Origin of the sequence: Clostridium sp. MSTE9 (assembly GCF_000277625.1) — a bacterium.
Lineage (GTDB): Bacteria > Bacillota > Clostridia > Oscillospirales > Acutalibacteraceae > Faecalispora > Faecalispora jeddahensis.
In genome coordinates, this window is record NZ_AKFU01000045.1 from 1 (window position 1) to 17,019 (window position 17,019).

13 protein-coding genes are annotated in these 17,019 nt (G+C 53.5%); 7 read left to right on the plus strand and 6 right to left on the minus strand.

Annotated elements, in window-relative coordinates; translation table 11 throughout:
- Positions 1-50: 50 nt before the first annotated feature.
- Together HMPREF1141_RS13250 and HMPREF1141_RS13255 are read right to left on the minus strand one after the other, a co-directional pair.
- On the minus strand, positions 51-1,598 hold the full coding sequence (locus tag HMPREF1141_RS13250; protein WP_009065358.1) for a response regulator: 1,548 nt from the start codon (positions 1,596-1,598) through the stop codon (positions 51-53).
- Positions 1,591-3,381, minus strand: coding sequence for a sensor histidine kinase (locus tag HMPREF1141_RS13255; protein WP_009065325.1), 1,791 nt, complete (start codon positions 3,379-3,381; stop codon positions 1,591-1,593). The genes HMPREF1141_RS13250 and HMPREF1141_RS13255 overlap by 8 nt, the downstream gene beginning before the upstream one ends.
- Positions 3,382-3,815: 434 nt before the next feature.
- Between HMPREF1141_RS13255 and HMPREF1141_RS13265 the strand changes: the two genes are divergently transcribed.
- From HMPREF1141_RS13265 to HMPREF1141_RS13290, 6 genes are all read left to right on the plus strand, one after another.
- Positions 3,816-4,712, plus strand: coding sequence for a sugar phosphate isomerase/epimerase family protein (locus tag HMPREF1141_RS13265; protein ID WP_009065330.1), 897 nt, complete (start codon positions 3,816-3,818; stop codon positions 4,710-4,712).
- A 43-nt stretch (positions 4,713-4,755) separates the two neighbouring features.
- Entirely contained in the window at positions 4,756-6,039 is a 1,284-nt protein-coding gene (locus HMPREF1141_RS13270; protein ID WP_009065362.1) for a sugar ABC transporter substrate-binding protein, read from the plus strand.
- Positions 6,040-6,245: 206 nt separating this feature from the next.
- Complete coding sequence (locus tag HMPREF1141_RS13275) at positions 6,246-7,145, plus strand: sugar ABC transporter permease (protein ID WP_035317157.1); 900 nt, start codon at positions 6,246-6,248, stop codon at positions 7,143-7,145.
- A 3-nt stretch (positions 7,146-7,148) separates the two neighbouring features.
- Complete coding sequence (locus HMPREF1141_RS13280; protein WP_009065372.1) at positions 7,149-7,973, plus strand: carbohydrate ABC transporter permease; 825 nt, start codon at positions 7,149-7,151, stop codon at positions 7,971-7,973.
- Positions 7,974-7,988: 15 nt separating this feature from the next.
- Positions 7,989-9,008 (plus strand): alcohol dehydrogenase catalytic domain-containing protein, encoded by a 1,020-nt coding sequence (locus HMPREF1141_RS13285; RefSeq protein ID WP_009065332.1) that lies wholly within the window; start codon positions 7,989-7,991, stop codon positions 9,006-9,008.
- A 19-nt stretch (positions 9,009-9,027) separates the two neighbouring features.
- A complete protein-coding gene (locus tag HMPREF1141_RS13290; RefSeq protein ID WP_009065311.1) occupies positions 9,028-9,777 on the plus strand; it encodes an SDR family NAD(P)-dependent oxidoreductase in 750 nt (249 codons plus the stop codon).
- A gap of 1,093 nt (positions 9,778-10,870) precedes the next feature.
- On the opposite strand, the gene HMPREF1141_RS13300 is transcribed toward HMPREF1141_RS13290, so the two are convergent.
- From HMPREF1141_RS13300 to HMPREF1141_RS13315, 4 genes are read right to left on the minus strand one after another with little or no spacing between them, the layout of a single operon-like run.
- Positions 10,871-11,992, minus strand: a complete 1,122-nt coding sequence (locus HMPREF1141_RS13300) for an endospore germination permease (protein WP_009065274.1) — start codon at positions 11,990-11,992, stop codon at positions 10,871-10,873.
- Between the two features lie 18 nt (positions 11,993-12,010).
- Complete coding sequence (locus HMPREF1141_RS13305) at positions 12,011-12,223, minus strand: hypothetical protein (RefSeq protein ID WP_009065314.1); 213 nt, start codon at positions 12,221-12,223, stop codon at positions 12,011-12,013.
- Positions 12,224-12,237: 14 nt separating this feature from the next.
- Positions 12,238-13,377 (minus strand): Ger(x)C family spore germination protein, encoded by a 1,140-nt coding sequence (locus HMPREF1141_RS13310; protein ID WP_035317158.1) that lies wholly within the window; start codon positions 13,375-13,377, stop codon positions 12,238-12,240.
- Positions 13,374-14,948: a spore germination protein gene (locus tag HMPREF1141_RS13315; protein WP_009065291.1), complete on the minus strand. Its 1,575-nt coding sequence runs from the start codon at positions 14,946-14,948 to the stop codon at positions 13,374-13,376. Before HMPREF1141_RS13315 ends, HMPREF1141_RS13310 begins: the two co-directional genes overlap by 4 nt.
- A gap of 243 nt (positions 14,949-15,191) precedes the next feature.
- Here HMPREF1141_RS13315 and lepA point away from each other — a divergent pair, with 243 nt between their 5' ends.
- Positions 15,192-17,000, plus strand: coding sequence for a translation elongation factor 4 (lepA, locus tag HMPREF1141_RS13320; protein ID WP_009065318.1), 1,809 nt, complete (start codon positions 15,192-15,194; stop codon positions 16,998-17,000).
- Positions 17,001-17,019 lie beyond the last annotated feature (19 nt).

Below are 17,019 nucleotides of genomic sequence, written 5' to 3' on the forward strand. Positions count from 1 at the left end.
GAGCCTTTTTCGCAATGTTTGTTAAATCTGGTTGTCTGCCGCAGAGCATGTTATCTGCTTAGATTATTTCGAAAATCGTTCGGGTTATAGCCGGTAAATTTTTTAAAGGTCTTATAAAAGTAATTGGTATTGTTATAGCCCACCATTTCGGCCACCTCGTAGATTTTAAACGAACCGGTCTGGAACAGCCGCTGGGCCTCCTCCACCCGCAGGGAATTCAGGTAATGCACATAGCTGAAGCCGGTTTCTTTTTTAAAGATGCAGCTGAAATAATTCTTGCTCATATTGACGTATCTCGCAACGTCCTCCAGATAAAGCTGCTTCCGGAAATTTTCCTGAATATAGACCTTTGCTTTAACAATATCGTCGCGGTTGCCGCTCTTTTTGAGCTGGCTCACCCGCTGCGCATAGCAGTCCAGAAACCGCTCGTAACCCTCCCGAAGCGCAAAGATGCTGCGGTATTTCAGAATCTGCTCAAAAAAGTGCTCGTATTCTTCGGAAAGGTCCGGGAGCATCAGATCAAACGTGCGCAGATACTTTGCGAAAAGCCCCGTGATCTCGATCATATTCCCCAGTAGAACACTGGGGTGCAGCGTCTTTTTTTCCAGGTTCTCATCGATGATCTCCAGCACCATCCTCTTTACCTCATCGAAATTCCCAAGCTCTATCTGCTGATAAATACTTTTTTCCAGCGAACTGCTGATCAGGGAATTCATGACGTATCGAGGTTCCTTCGTAAAGAAGAAAACGCTCTGGTTCGGGGTGTAAAAGCCGTGGCGCAGCGCGGTATCCGCCTGCCGCACCGCTTCATGTATTTTCGAAATTCCTGTAAAGGGCGCGCTGACGCCGATATGAAACTGGCTGCTGAGATAGGCGTGCAGCATATCGAAAATACGGTGGATCAACAATTCGATCTGGGCTTCGGGCTGCCCGGGAATGATGAACAGCACCTTGCAGGCGTCCAGTATGCAGTAATACCACGGCTGTTCAGGCCCAAGCGTCTGCAAAGCGACCTCGCGCAGGATATTGGAGTAGGTCTCTGACCGCTCACATGGCCGCCGCATCTCGATCATCAAAAGGTCATTTTCGTTTTGCTCCGTCTGCGCGAGGGCTTCTTGCACCTCTGCAGGAAGAGGAGAGGCTTCCGGAAGATAGTTCAGGAACCGATAAAGATAATCGTTGATCACTTTTTTATCCTGGCGGAAGGTATCTGCGGAATGTTCTCCCAGATTCTCTTTGATCTGTTTTAATTGACGGGTCAGCTCGTCAACGTCCAGAGAAAGCTTGAGGATATAATCAAAAGCGCCCAGCTTCAAGGCCTGTTTGACATATTCAAACTCATTGTGGCAGCTCAGCACAAGCGTTTGAACGGCATACTTGCGCTCCTTGAGGATTTCCATCAGGCGGATTCCATCCATGACGGGCATTCCGATGTCCAGCAGCAAAATGTCCGGCTCATAGGCTTCGATCAGCGCGAGCGCCTCTTTTCCGTTGGAGGCCTCCCCTACAAGCGCCAGATCCAGCTCCTTCCAGGGAATCGAGGAAGCCAGCCCGATCCGCACCAACGGTTCGTCATCAGCGATCAATACCTTATACATCTGAATTCGCCTCCTCTTTTTGGATGTGGAATGGCAGAGTAACAGTCACAAGGGTCCCTCCGTCCATGTTTGAGGTGATCTGGATACCGAACTGCTCTCCGTAATACAGGCGGATGCGCTGATTGGTGTTGTTGACGCCAAGCTTGTTCATCGGCAGCTTCCGGCTTAAAATGCCGTCCAGCTCCGTTTCCTGCACGCCTACCCCGTTGTCGGATACCTCAATGACAAGGTTACCGTCGCGCCGCGCGGCGGTGATGATGATTTTCCCGTTCTCCGCCTTGTTCTGGAACCCGTGTATGATGCTGTTTTCTACCAGCGGCTGCAGCAGAAGCTTTAAGATTCTGCACTCCATTACCTCTGGTGCGACGTCGAAATGCAGCTTGAATTTGCCCGGCTGGCTCAGCAGCATGATGTGCGCATAGCTTTCCAGATAAGACAGCTCTTCCCGCAGCGTGATTTCGTCTTGGGTGTTCCGAATGCTGGCCTCCAGCAAATGCCCCAGCTTTGAAATGCTGTCCGCCACGACACGGTCGTGGTTGATCAGGGCCATCCACTTGATGTTGTTCAGGGTGTTGAACAAAAAGTGCGGGTTGATCTGGGAATACAGAACCAGGTACCGCATTGCCTCTTTTTCCTTCTCCTGCTCCGCCAGACGAAGCTGCTTTTGCTGATTTTCCTCGATCAGGCGGCCGACGTTATCCAACATAGTATTGAAGTGCTCGGTCAAAACGCCAAGCTCATCCTTTGATGTGACGGGGGCCCGCCGGGAGAGGTCTCCCTTTTGCACCCGATGGATCAATGTCATGAGCGCGGAAAGCGGACGCAGAAAGCGATAGAACAAGGCAATCACGATAACCGAGAAGGGAACCAGGAAAAGGATGTGCAGTGAAATGGTCTTGGTGCGCAGCTGATCGATTTCGGAAAACACATACCGATGCGGGGAGAAGACGGCGATTCTCCAGTTGAGGGGATCGATGCTCATAAAATTCACGAGATATTGATCGGAGCTGTCATAATAAGAGAAAGAACCGCTGCGCCTGTCCAAAATCTGCTGAAAATAAGGCGCGAAGGCTTCGGAAACAGAGAATTGCCGTGAAGAAAGCACAATGCTGCCATCTGCTTCGGTAATGATGTAGCTTTCCTGACGGTCTGAAGCGAGGTTGGAAAAGATTTCGGAAAAGACCCTCTTATCAATCGCGATGGCCAGAACGCCGCAGACTTTCCCGGAGGAATCTCTGACGGCGCGTGACATGACGATCACCTCTGCATTTTCTCCTCCCATCAGCCCCAAATCCCTGTTATGTAATTGATGCCAGTTATAAAAATAGCTGCGTTCCAGGGTCTGGCCGCACCAGCTGGAGGAGAGAGCAGCGTCGGCGCGGTCAGGATCCCGCAGCGCTGTGGAATAAATTTCTCCGCTGGCGGACACCATCAAAATTTCGCTCTCCACCGGCAGAATGTTGGTTTGCACGCTTTGAAACAAGGTGTTGATTTCAATTTGCAGGCGGGTTCTGCCCAAAGCGTCGGCGGGGGGGCTGACTAATCCCTGTGCGACCCAGTCTGTCCGCGCGATCACATTCGAGCCCGTCACAATGGAAGAAACGACTCCCTCAATGTTCAAACAGGTCTGCTTGAGCGCTTTGGTTGTGGAGTTGACGATTTTTTCATGGATGATCGATTCCGCCGCGGCGTAAAAGACAGCGTTCAGCGCTAAATACGGGAGCACAAGAAAGACGAACAGGCAGAAAAAAAGTTTGCTTTTCAGGCTTCTGTTTGCGAACATATGCACCAATCCTTACGGTAAATCCGGCGGTGAAGCACCCACCCTGAGCGTTTCTGCGTTTTGTATTGACTATACCACAGGCACAGATCGGCCGTTGTGGTATATTTTATCAATTGGCGGTACAAAGGCCGCCTGCGGCTATGGTACCATACCCTCCTTTGCGGAAGAAACGGTTGCTTTTTCTGTTCCGTTTCCAATCGCTTCGTGATTTCTTTCTACCGATCATTATATGATTTCGGTGAAAAAAAGCAAGGCGAATAGAAAAAACGGAAAATAGTCACGCAAATTCGTAAAAATGTTCCTGTTTGCTCGCCGCCGAATTTTGATTCGTGTAAATAGTTGTCAATGATGCAGTAAAATTTCATTGTGTAAGTCCGCAAAAATAGATAAAATGTGGAACAAGAGAGGAAAACACACGCGGGGAGGGAACCGGAATGCGGTATGGCGTACACCTTGGATGCTGGGGACCGGAGTACGACGCAGAGCAGCTGGCCCTGCATCTGGCACAGGCGGCGGAGCTTGGCGCACAAACCTTTGAAACTCGGATCCCCGACAGCATACTGGCGGGTGACGAGCGGTTTTGCGAACAGATCCGGCAGGCGCAGAAAGAAACGGGCGTGCAGGCAATCTATACCTTCCGTTTTCCAGAGGGCTATGAAATGAGCGCGCCGGAAGAGGAGCCGCGCCAGCTCGCGCAGGATTATCTTCGTCTCTCCATCCGCAGGATTGCCAAAGCAGGCGGAACCATGCTGGGGGGAATCGTTTACTCCCGGTGGCCGGCCGATTACCAGAGCCTTCGCATTGATCCCACAGTAAAGCGGGAACGCCTTCTGCGCAGCATCGAAGGCATCCGAAGCGTCATGCCCACAGCGGAAAGCGAAGGTGTGACCGTTAATTTAGAGGTCGTAAACCGCTTTGAGCATTATCTCATCAACACGCTGGCGGAGGGCCTGGATTTCTGCCGGTGTGTGGAAAGCCCCAACTGTAAGCTTTTGGCCGACGTGTTCCACATGAACATAGAGGAGGACGACATCCCGGCGGCGATCCGCGCCGCAAAAGGAAAGATCGGGCATTTTCATGTGAGCGAGCCAAACCGGAAAATCCCGTATCATACAGCCCGCATCTGCTGGCCCGAAATCGGGAAGGCCCTGCGGGAAACCGGCTACGACGGCTCCGTCACGATCGAAAGCTTTCTGATGTTTCTGGGCGAAGCCTCTCAGAACATGAGAATCTGGAGGAACCTGGAACAGGACGTTTCCTTTTTGGGCCGCATGCAGCGGCTGCGGCAGGGACTCCATTACATCAAGGACTGTTTCGAGAATGACCTATAAAACAGGAAGCTGTTTTTATAAATAATGATTAGGAGGTATAGAAATGAAGAGAAAATGGTTGGCATTGTCCCTTTCCGCTGTGATGGCCTTATCGGCCCTGGGCGGCTGCGCACCCAATTCCTCATCGTCCGGCACACCTGCGGCTTCAGGAACATCTGGAGAGCCGGTAAATCTCACATTCTGGTACTGGGAAGATCTGGAAGGCATGCATAAAGACATATTGGAGAGCAAGTGGAAGGAATATGCTCCGGATATCAATGTCAAATTTGAATCCATTCCACAGAGCAGCTACCACGACAAGCTGATCACCGCGATGAGCTCCAACACGGGCCCCGATGTTTTCAAGATGTATCCTTCCTGGCTGACAGAACTAAAGGGAATGAACGCACTCGAGGACCTCACGGACGAGGTGAGCAAATGGGAAGTGCTCCCTGAGATTCCGAAAGCGGAAATGGATACGGCCTATGCAAGACAGGATCGGCTGTACAGCCTGCCGTTCTGCAACGTGGTGCTCTATCTCTACTGCCGCGCCGACCACTTCAAAGAGGTCGGGCTCAATTATCCCACCAATATGCAGGAATTCTATGAGGCCTGCGAAAAGCTGACCCGCGACACCAATGGTGACGGAAAAATCGACACCTACGGCTTCAGCATGCGCGGTGCGAAAGGCGGACAGGACATGTGGGCTTCTCTGGTGCTCAACAGCCTGAAGGGCGCCGACTATGTCGATGAAAACGACGTACCGATGCTCACGAATCCCACGCTGGTAAAGGCGAACGAAATGTACCTGAACATCTTCAAAAACGGCTGGGCTCCGCCCTCCGCTCCCACGGACGGCTTTGAGCAGACCGTTCAGAACTTCAAATCCGGCGTTGCCTCGATGCTGATCCACCACGTCGGCTCCTCCACCGGTATGCTGGAAGCAGTCGGCAAGGAAAATCTGGCGGTAGTGCCCGTACCCACCGGCGACGGCGGAAAATATGTACCGAGCATCCCGTCCAGCATCGGCGTCTACTCAAGCTCGAAGCAGAAAGAGGCTACTCTCAAGTTCGCGAAATGGCTGACCAGCCCTGAAATCCATGACATCATCTCCGATAATGTCGACATGGTTCCGTGGATGGAATCGGTTCAGAAGCTCGACAAATATCAGAGCGATCCGTTCATGAAGATTTCGATCGACAGCCTGCCGGATTCCAAAATGCTGCCGCCCGTGCCGAACATGGGGCAGTTTACCGAAAAAATCTGGCCGCAGACCATGCAGCGTGCGCTTCTGGGCGAAATCAGCAGCGAACAGATGATGCAGATCCTCAGCGACTCACTGAAATAATCCGGGCAGCGGTTGCTTGTAAGAGATGAAACCGTGTCTTTGCCCCTCCTTTGGCGAGGCAAAGACACAAACCTTATGCTTTCCGCAGCACTTTTGTGGTTTGCCCCTTTGCAAATCTGATGTTATGTGCCATGATGCGCACGGCAAGAGTGAAAGGGAAAAAGCGGAAAGCATGCGCTTTCCGCTTTTTCAGAAAAGGTGATTCTATGACAAATAGTGTACAAAACGTTCGAAAGAAACGGGATTATACGCCGTATATCATGCTGGCGCCGGCGCTTCTGCTGATCTGCTGCATCATTATTTATCCGATTTTTTACGCGGTGTTCACCAGCTTTCAGTATTACGCGATGTTCGACCTTGCAAACCGGCGGTTTGTCGGGCTGCAAAACTACATCCAGGTCTGGCACGACGATGCGTTCCTCGCGTCCCTGTCCAATACGGCGCGCTGGGTGATCGTCACCGTATCCCTGCAGTTTTTGCTCGGCCTCATCCTCGCCTTGATCCTGAACCAGAATTTCAGATTCCGGGGCTTTCTCCGCTCCATCTCTCTGATCCCATGGGTCACCCCGGGCGTGGTAATTGCGCTGATGTGGATGTGGATGTATAACGGCAATTTCGGGGTCCTCAACGATCTGCTGATGCGTGCGGGAATCCTCGGGGATAAGGTCGCGTGGCTTTCCAACGCTCATACGGCGCTGAACGCCCAAATTCTGACGATGGTCTGGCAGGGTACGCCCTTCTTCGCGATCATGATTCTGGCTTCCCTGCAGTCCATCCCGATCGATCTGTATGAGGCCGCCGACGTCAGCGGCGCGAATATCTGGCAAAAGTTTTACTATATCACATGGCCGCACATCTTCCCGACGATTGTAATTACCAGTCTGCTTCGCATTATCTGGGTATTCAACAACGTCGAGGTGCTTTATCTGATGACTCAGGGTGGACCGGGGTACAGCTCGCTGACGCTTTCCCTGAACGCTTACATAGAAGCGCAGAAATCCCTGAACTTTGGCTATGGTTCCACCATCGCGGTGTATGGAACCCTCATTATGATCCTGTTCATGACCTTCTATTTGAAATTCACCAGAAAAAATAGGGAGAGATGAGCGATGAAAAAGAGAAAAAATTTCTTCCTGTTTTACCTGCCTTTTGCGCTGCTGCTGGTGTTCATCATCTTCCCCTATGCGTGGACCTTTCTCACCTCCCTGAAAAACACCAGCGAGCTGTATACCAAGACCGTACACTACCTTCCAGAGATGCCCACGCTCAATAATTATCGCTTTTTGTTTACCAATACGGATTTTATCCCCAGCATGCTCCGCAGCACTCTGGTCGCCACCGTCACCAGCTGCATCGCGATCATCGTATCGTCTATGGCGGGGTACGCCTTCTCACGGTATCGCTTTCCGGGCCGGGACATTGCGCTCAGCGGAATCCTGCTGCTGTATATGTTCCCGCAGGTGCTGTTCCTGACTCCTCTGTTCATCACCTTCCGGAACCTGCATCTGCTGGGCAGCTGGGTCAGCCTTGTGATCGCATACTGCACCTTTACGATTCCCTTCGCGATCTGGCTGATGACCGGCTTTATGGATGAAATTCCGCAGGAGATTGAGGAAGCGGCGAAAATCGACGGAGCCTCCATGCCACAGCTGTTTCTGCGGGTCATCATCCCGCTGCTCAAGCCGGGCATGGTCGCTACCGGAAGCTATATCTTTATCAATTCCTGGAACGAATATCTTTACGCGGTGATGTTTACCTCCTCCGAAACCAGAACCCTGCCGGTTTCGCTGTTCTCCTTCATTGGCGAATACGACGTGCGGTGGGACATGATCTCCGCGGGAGGAATTACGGCGGTGATCCCGGTCGTTCTGCTGTTTATGCTGGTGCAGAAGCATCTGGTGACAGGCATGACGGCGGGCTCCGTCAAGGGTTAAAGGAAAGGGGAACACATGAAAGCTTTGATGTATACGGAACCGGGACGCGTAGAGCTGCGCGAGCTGCCGGAACCGCAGGTAAAACCGGGAACGATCAAAATCCGGGTGGATTACGTCGCATTCTGTGGGTCGGACCTGCATGTGGTCGACCACGGAATGGACAATGTGCCAACGCCGCATCTGCTGGGGCATGAGTCCTGCGGCACCATCGTCGCACTGGGCAAGGGAATGGCGGAGCTGGGCTGGAAGCTTGGCGACCGTGTCGCCTGCGCGGGGGCGTCCCCCTGCGGCGAGTGCGACGACTGCAAGCGCGGGGACGATATGTTCTGCAAACACCGGTGGCGCGTGCGTACCTTTACGGAATACGCGCTGGTACGCCCCAATATGATCTTCCGGATTCCCGACGGGGACGACATGCTGCCGTACTGCCTTGCAGAGCCATGTGCCTGCGCCCTGCGCGGGGTTGACCTGATGGAGATACCGGCGGGCGCGACCGTAGCGCTTTCCGGCGCAGGAGGGATCGGCAGCATTTTGCTGAATCTGCTTCTGCTGCACGGCGGCACGAAGGTCACGGTGTTCGAGCCGGTCGCCTCCAAGCGTGAGCTGGCTCTCTCACTGGGGGCGGAGTACGTGGTTGACCCCCTTACGGAGGATACGGTTGCCAGAGGTAAGGAGATCACGCAGGAGCGGGGCTACGATATGGTTTTCGAGGCCTCCGGGTCGCCGTCCGCCGCACCCGCGATGCTGGACCTGGTCGCAAACAAGGGCAAAGTGATGTATTTCGCGGTGTACCCCATGCAGTACGAGCTGCCGGTAAACCTCTACCGGCTTTATCAGAAGGAAGCGAGCATCCATACGGCATTCACCACGACCTTCCATTATCATCGTGTCATGAACCTCATCCCCAAGCTGCAGACCGAAAAAATCATCGGCAAGGTTCTGCCGCTGTCACAGGGGGTGGAGGCGTTCGACCTGCTGCGTTCCTCGCAGTATCCCAAAATCGTGCTGGAATGCAGTAACCACAAACCCGTTTGATACAAAGGAGCGTTTCAATATGTTTTCTAATAAAACAGTATGTGTCACCGGCGGTGCGAATGGAATCGGGCTGGCATTCACCAGGCGGTTCCTCGCCGACCACGCGGCGGTCTATGTCTGCGACGTGAATCAGGCCAATCTCGACAAACTGCCGGAGCTGGTGGAGAATCCGCAGAATCTGCACTGCGTGCGCGCGGACGTGTCTGAGGTCGAGGATATGCGGCGGTTTTTCGACCGGATGGAGCAGGAAAGCGGCGGCGTGGACATCCTGATCAATAACGCCGGCATTAACCTGAACGCCCTGATCGAGGATATGGAGCCGGAGACCTTCGACAAGGTGATAAAGGTGAACGTGCGGGGCGCGTTCCTCTGCTCGAAGTATGCGATCGAGCAGATGCGCAAAAAGGGCTGGGGACGCATCATCAACCTGACCTCTCCATCGGGCAACACAGGCGGTGCTTATAGCAACGGTCAGATCGCTTATGGGGCCTCCAAGGCAGCCCTGATCTGCATGACCAAATCCCTTGCGCGTGAAACGGCTCGTCAGAGCATCACCGTAAACGGCGTGTCCCCCGGCGTGGTGCCCAGCAACATCACCAACAGCTGGGAGCCGGAGCTGCGGGAGAGCCTGCTCTCTAAAATTCCGATGCACCGCTTTGGCGACCCGACAGACATCGCCAATATGGCGGCATACCTCTGCTCCGATGAAGGGTGGTACATCACCGGCCAGGTATATCATGTGGACGGCGGTATGTGGATGCTGGAGTAAGCAAAGAAAGCGTTTTTTCACAGCCGCCAAAAGAAATCTGGTTTTTCCCGAACAGGCGGCTCGCCTGTTTCATAAAAAAAGCGCCCGCCGAATGATCGGCAGGGCGCTTTTCTGTTCCTGAAAGTTGTCATTTGATACACGGAGCGGTGGGTCCGGTGGGGCCTACGGGGCCTGTGGCACCTGTTGCACCTGTGGCTCCAGTGGGGCCTACGGGGCCGGTTGCGCCTGTTGCACCTGTAGCACCTGTGGGACCGGTCGGGCCGGTGGCACCCGTTGCGCCTGTGGCTCCAGTGGGACCTACAGGGCCTGTGGCGCCTGTAGCACCCGTCGCGCCTGTGGGGCCGGTCGGGCCGGTTGCGCCTGTGGCACCCGTGGCACCTGTGGCACCTGTTGCGCCCGTTGCGCCTGTGGGGCCGGTCGGGCCGGCAGGGCCGGCAGGACCTTGTGCACCCGTGGCGCCTGTAGCACCTGTGGCACCCGTTGCGCCCGTGGGACCGGTGGGACCTTGTACTCCCTGAGGACCTGCGGGACCTACTGCTCCCTGAGGACCTACGGGGCCTACGGGCCCTTGTACTCCCTGCGGGCCGGCGGGGCCAGCGGGGCCGGGAGCGCCGGTCGGACCGGCGGGACCTTGTGCACCTGCGGGGCCTGTGGGACCCGTGGGACCCGGAATCGGGAACGGAGGCGGGCACGGCGGGCAGGGCGGGCAGGGCGGATACGGCGGTGGGCACGGTGACGGGCAGGGCGGCGGGCAAGGTGGGCAGCCACTGTTGCCGCTGTTACTGCTGTAAATCTTCATGCCGGGGGAAAACGAATCCCCGACACCAAATGAGGATCTTCTGTCTGATGACATATGCAAATCTCCTATCTATATAATAGGTCTCTCGTAAAAGGATGGCACCCTTTAGTATAGTATGAAGATTTGAGAAAGTTGTTGCAAACACAAACCGCTAATTTCGGGCGCTAAATCGCCGTTAACAGCATAAAACATTCTCTTTGCTATGCGTTTCAGCATTCTCTGCGCACACAAAAAACCAAAGGGTGTTTTGCCTGCTGAAGATTCGCAGCAATTATCTGGAAAGACAGATATTATTCAGGAAGTTTGCGATGCCGTCTGTACCGAAGAGGTCTTTTTGCTGTGGGTTCTCCATTCGCCTACCAGCCAGATAATAAGAGGGACAATGACCTGGAATGGCAGGGCATACAGCGGGTAAAGGTCGAGAAAATCGAACATCTGCACCGCATCAGTGTAAGAGAGGACGCAGAGCATCAAAACGAACATGAAGATCGGCATCATGATCAGGTCGAGCTTATTGGGAGTATTCAGCAGCTTTGCCAGCCCCAAAGCCCCGGAGTACAGGCACAAGCTGGTTTTTGTCAGTCCTGCTACGATAAAGTTGACGGAAATCGTCCCCTCAATCCGCGACAGAAAGCTGCCGATCTCCATGATCCTTGCGCAGGTATAAGACGGAAAATACTCCTCTTCCATCAACTGTGGGCCAAGCGTAAGGACATTGCGGAGGATGATAACCAGAAGCACCAAAGTCGAGTAAAAAAGCCCCTTGAGAAAGATTTTATAGGGACTTCCATGCTTTACCGCATTGATCAGGGGAAGAAACACCACACATTCCGCATAAGGGAATACGAAAATTTGATAGGAGCTTCTCATTATTTCCGGCGGGGAGTGCTCCAGAACCGGCAGCAGGTTCTGTGGCCGCATGCTCGCAATCGTAGACAGAACGGTGATAATCATGATGCCGATGGTAAGATACAGGCCAACGATGGACCATTGGCTCATCACCTGAATCCTGCTTTTGCAAAGATAAGCGCCGACCAGCAAAAAGGAAATCATCATCGGAATCTGCGGGGTTTCCGGCATGGCCACGATCTCCATAAATTCAGAAAAATTTCGAGAGACGATCGCCGCCAGATACAGATAATACCACACAAGCAAGGCAATCACGATTCGGCCGGGGATTTCTCCGAACCAGTCCAGAATAGTTGTAAAAAAATCTTTTCCGTCCATCAGCCGTATGATTCTGGCGTACATCACAAAAACCGGTATGCTGATAACGGTAGCGATCAGCAAACAGATCCAGGCATCCTGCCCCGTATGGGAGTTCACACCCATTACCACACTGCTGCCAAAAGCAAATAAAATAATCATCAGAACCATTTCCCGTGAGGAAACAGGATTGTCATGAATTGTTTTCATGTTGAATTCCTTCCCTTTTCAAACGCCGCATATTTTTTGAATCATCCATGTTAAAACAGTCGCAATTCTGGGAACGGGAACGCCTATTTGATCCAGAATCAATACCACAAAGCAGAACAAACACACGCCCAGGTACCAGAAACGCAGCGGCCGGGCCATCATCTGACGCCTTGGAATATAATCTATACAGATGATACCCGTAATCAAAAAGACCAGTATGATATAGATCAAAGGAACTCCTCCTACTACTCACGCACCATGGCGGTATTTGCCAGGTAAATTTTCACCGTAACATCCACGGGAAGGGTCTGGTATATTTCGTTCCACTGACCAGAGATCTGCCTCCAAAGCGGCAGATTTGTGCGGTATATCAGGCTGCCCATCCCCAGAGCATCCGACTGATACTGTGTCTGCAGCTTTTTGATGACATTTCGAAGATTTTCCTGAACCAATTTTTCCGCTGATTTTTCTACCCGGTCAAGTACGGGATTATCGCCTTCGCTTTTATCGTGCGGAAATTCCGCAAAATAGGCATTGATTTTAATGTCCAGCTTCATAGCAATTTTTCCATTATTGTTATCATAAGACATAAAGGATTCGACTTTTTTGATTTCCAGCGAAATGTTATTCTGGGTAATCTCCGGTTCGTAAAGCGTCAGAACGCCGCCGGTGAGGGGTCCGTTGACCATCAGCATATATTTTGTCTCTTCCGAAGAAAGAATGCCTGCGAGTAAACTACTCCGAAAAACAGCGCATCCATAGGCTTCCACGTGTTTTTTTTCCGAATCCGGCTCTGACGCCAGATAAAACACCGGCAGAACTACGTTCATCCCCGGTATCTTGAAATCATTATAAACACGGTAAAACTGCGCGCTGTAGAGGGAGCCCGTCACTCTGGCATCCTCCCGGATGATCCGGCTGATGTCATAGGAAACGGCACCGCTGCTTTTTTCGTCGCTGCTCAGGATGGCCCTGGCAGTCTCCTCCCGCGAAACGACCAGCTCCATCGTTTCGCGCATTTCCGAGTCGCGCAGGGCAAAATCCAGAATGGCATCCAGCCCCTCTCTTTCAGCGATCTGGTGACTGATCACCATGATCTGCATATTGCCGAAATACAGCTTGCTGGCAAGCTGACGTTTGGCGTTGCGGATCGCTTCAAGCATCGATCCGCCCTCCGCAAACACCAGATTTGAGTTTGGCCCCGCTGTTTTGGTGGGCTGCGTCAAATCCATCACCTCAAACGTCATCAGGTACTGCCCATCGTCAGCTTCATCGACCGCCATACCGGCCACGATCGTCATTTCATTCAGGCCCCGGTAGTTCCAGCATCCTGCCAGAGGAAGCATCAGGCAGACGGCAAGCACAGCGCATAAATATCTCTTCATTCTTTCGTCCTCGGGGATACCTTCTGACGTACCGTACCCCATGCTGTTTTTCTTGGGCGCTGAATCATCGTCCACCAGGGCGCGCGGATTACTATGTCTTTTATCTCCTGAAACTGCAGACGCCCGCTGGGGGTCAGCTGAGAAACCCCAAAGGAATCCAGATTCAGCATGTGGATAAACAGCGCGCAGAGCGTCAGCATCATCCCGAACAGCCCGAAGATCGAAGAGCCGATGAGAATGAAGATCCGCACAAAAATGATTGGTGCGTTCATTCTGGGCACCAACAGTCCGGTGATACCGGTGATACCGACAATGATGATCATCGGGGCAGCCACCAACCGGGCCTCCACCGCCGCCTGGCCGATCACCAAAGCGCCCACGATGCTCAGTGCCTGACCAATGTTGGACGGCATCCGCACGCCGGTTTCGCGGAGAATATCAAAAACGATCAGCATAATGAACGCCTCGGCGGCAGCTGGCAGGGGCACGCCCGTGCGCTCGCTGGCAATATTGATCAGCAGCGGGGTGGGCAGCATCTCGTGGTGAAACGCCACAATCGCGATATAAAAGCCGGGTACGGTAATGGTCATGAAAAATCCGAGAATGCGAAGCATACGCGAAAAAGAGGTATAGAAAAAGTTCATATAATAATCTTCGCTGCTCTGAAAATTTTCGATGAACAAATAGGGCACCGTCAAAACAACTGGGGTACCGTCAAGGAAAATAGCGATCCGCCCCTCCAGAAGCTTTGCAGCCACCACGTCGGGCCGTTCGGTATAGCCTGTACTGCGAAATGGCGAAAGGGCAGAATCACGCACCAATTCGGAAAGGTAGTTCGTGTCCAGCACGCCGTCAATGTCGATATTGTTCAGCCTGTCTTCCAAAAGCTTCAATATGTTCTTGTTGACGAGGCCGTCCAGATAGCAGACGCAGGCCTTTGTCTGGGTACGGCGGCCAAAGGTGCGGAACTTGAGCTTTAAATCGTGCGTGCGCAGCCGGCGTCGGATCAGGGTCAGATTGCCCAGCAGACTTTCGTTAAAGCCCTCGCGCGGGCCTGAAAGGACTCTTTCGTTTTCCGGCTCCTCCACTCCGCGCAGCTGAAAATTTTTGGCGGACAGAATCAGCGTCCGGGAGGAGTGGGGCAAAAACAGAATCGCGTCACCGTAGGTAACGCCGTCGCACACATCCTTCCATTTTTCGCTGATCTGAATATCGCTGGCGGTAAGAACCTGCCTCGACAGGCTTTCGGCCAGATCGCGCCCCGGCTTTTCACGCGACTCGACCAGCGGTCGCAGCACGCCGTCGTGCAGAAGGGACGAACTGACCATCCCGTCGCTGTAATACAGCCGGTATTCCAACCACGGGTAAAAGGCATTTTGTATTTTACGGCAGACAATGGTGTCGTTGTCTTGAAACAGCTCTTCAAAGTGCTGGCAGTTTTCTTCCATAGAGGAGGAGAGGATTTCCTCCTGACTTTGGCTGGCCGCTTCAGACTGCTCCGCGCTCTGGTTCAGCGCCTCGTCGATCCGTTTCTGCTTTTCCTCCTGTTTGGGACGAAATGGGTTCCACAAATCAAATCATCTCCGATCTTTTCCTGCATAACACGAATTCGGTGTTTATTATGAGCAAACGCCTGAAATCTATACCTCTTTTCCCAGTTTTCCGACCGTTTTTTCCAGCTGCCAGCCGCGGCAGAACTACATTTTTCTTTCCAATCCACGGGATTTGTGGTATAATACTGTATTACATCATTCCAATTTATTTGAAGATTCAGCACGCACAATTTTGAGCAGTTGGGAGAATCAGGTGACAGCATGTCGATTCCAAGAAACAGAATCAGAAATTTCAGTATTATCGCCCATATTGACCATGGAAAAAGCACATTGGCCGACCGTATTTTAGAGCAGACAAAAGCGGTTGCACTGCGGGACATGGAAAATCAGCTTCTGGATAACATGGATCTGGAGCGGGAACGCGGCATTACGATCAAGGCGCACGCGGTCACGCTGGTATACCATGCCCAGGATGAGCAGGACTATATTTTCAATCTGATCGATACCCCCGGACACGTGGACTTCAACTATGAGGTATCGCGGTCTTTGGCGGCCTGCGAGGGCGCGCTGCTGGTGGTGGACGCCTCGCAGGGGATTGAGGCGCAAACGCTGGCCAACACGTACCTGGCGCTCGGCGCCGGGCTGGAGATCGTGCCGGTGATCAACAAGATCGATCTGCCCAGCGCCGACCCGGACCGGGTGAAGGCGGAAATCGAGGATGTGATCGGCCTGCCGGCAGAGGACGCGCCCTGCGTTTCGGCCAAAGCCGGCCTGAACATCGACCAGGTGATGGAACGCGTCGTGAAGGACATTCCTCCGCCGGAGGGCGACGAAACAGCGCCGCTTCAGGCACTGATTTTCGATTCCTACTACGATTCGTACCGCGGCGTCATCGTATATGTCCGCGTAAAGCATGGTATGGTGCGTGCCGGCGACCAGATCCGCATGATGGCCTCCGGCAGTGAGTTCACCGTAGTGGAGGTGGGTTACCTGCGCGCGACAGGCATGGAGCCGACCGAAAGCCTGTACGCGGGCGAGGTGGGGTATATCTCCGCTTCGATCAAGGCGGTCAAGGAGGCGCGCGTGGGCGACACCGTCACGCTGGCCAGCCGCCCGGCCAAGGAGCCGCTCCCCGGCTACCGCGCGGCGCAGCCAATGGTGTTCTGCGGCGTATACCCGGCAGACGGCGCGCATTATTCCGACCTGCGCGAGGCGCTCGAGCGCCTGCAGCTCAATGACGCGGCGCTTTCCTTTGAGCCGGAAACCTCTATCGCACTGGGCTTCGGCTTCCGCTGCGGCTTTTTGGGTCTGCTGCATATGGAGATCATTCAGGAGCGCCTGGAGCGCGAATACGATCTTGATCTTGTCACGACCGCGCCCAGCGTTGTGTACCGCATCACCAAAACGGACGGCGAGGTGGTCTATGTGGACAACCCCACCAACTACCCCGACCCGACGCTGATCTCGATGGCGGAGGAGCCGATGACGAACGCGCACATCTATTCGCCGTCGGAATATGTGGGAAACATCATGGAGCTTTGCCAGGAACGGCGCGGCGTGTTCCAGGACATGAAATATCTGGATACCGACCGCGTGGACATTCACTACACCCTGCCGCTCAATGAGATTATCTATGACTTTTTTGACGCGCTGAAAAGCCGCACCCGCGGCTATGCGTCGTTTGACTACGAGCTGATTGGCTACGAGAAATCGAACCTCGTCAAGCTCGATATTTTGCTGAACGGCGAAATGGTAGACGCGCTGTCGTTTATCATCCACGCGGATAAGGCATACCCCCGCGCACGCAAAATGACGGAAAAACTGGCGGAGAAAATTCCGCGCCAGCTCTTTGAAGTGCCGATTCAGGCATGTATCGGCGGACGCATTATCGCGCGCGAAACCGTACGGGCCATGCGCAAGGACGTTCTGGCCAAGTGCTATGGCGGCGACATCACACGAAAGAAAAAACTGCTGGAGAAACAGAAAGAAGGAAAAAAGCGCATGCGCCAGCTCGGCACCGTAGAGGTACCGCAGGACGCATTCATGAGCGTTTTGAAACTGGACGAATAGACGAACATTTCGAACGGAG

What these genes read in the sequence shown, in the direction of transcription:
- HMPREF1141_RS13250 (WP_009065358.1), bottom strand. Translation starts at nt 1,598, where the DNA reads ATGTATAAGGTATTGATCGCTGATGACGAACCGTTGGTGCGGATCGGG.
- HMPREF1141_RS13255 (WP_009065325.1), bottom strand. Translation starts at nt 3,381, where the DNA reads ATGTTCGCAAACAGAAGCCTGAAAAGCAAACTTTTTTTCTGCCTGTTC.
- HMPREF1141_RS13265 (WP_009065330.1), top strand. Translation starts at nt 3,816, where the DNA reads ATGCGGTATGGCGTACACCTTGGATGCTGGGGACCGGAGTACGACGCA.
- HMPREF1141_RS13270 (WP_009065362.1), top strand. Translation starts at nt 4,756, where the DNA reads ATGAAGAGAAAATGGTTGGCATTGTCCCTTTCCGCTGTGATGGCCTTA.
- HMPREF1141_RS13275 (WP_035317157.1), top strand. Translation starts at nt 6,246, where the DNA reads ATGACAAATAGTGTACAAAACGTTCGAAAGAAACGGGATTATACGCCG.
- HMPREF1141_RS13280 (WP_009065372.1), top strand. Translation starts at nt 7,149, where the DNA reads ATGAAAAAGAGAAAAAATTTCTTCCTGTTTTACCTGCCTTTTGCGCTG.
- HMPREF1141_RS13285 (WP_009065332.1), top strand. Translation starts at nt 7,989, where the DNA reads ATGAAAGCTTTGATGTATACGGAACCGGGACGCGTAGAGCTGCGCGAG.
- HMPREF1141_RS13290 (WP_009065311.1), top strand. Translation starts at nt 9,028, where the DNA reads ATGTTTTCTAATAAAACAGTATGTGTCACCGGCGGTGCGAATGGAATC.
- HMPREF1141_RS13300 (WP_009065274.1), bottom strand. Translation starts at nt 11,992, where the DNA reads ATGAAAACAATTCATGACAATCCTGTTTCCTCACGGGAAATGGTTCTG.
- HMPREF1141_RS13310 (WP_035317158.1), bottom strand. Translation starts at nt 13,377, where the DNA reads ATGAAGAGATATTTATGCGCTGTGCTTGCCGTCTGCCTGATGCTTCCT.
- lepA (WP_009065318.1), top strand. Translation starts at nt 15,192, where the DNA reads ATGTCGATTCCAAGAAACAGAATCAGAAATTTCAGTATTATCGCCCAT.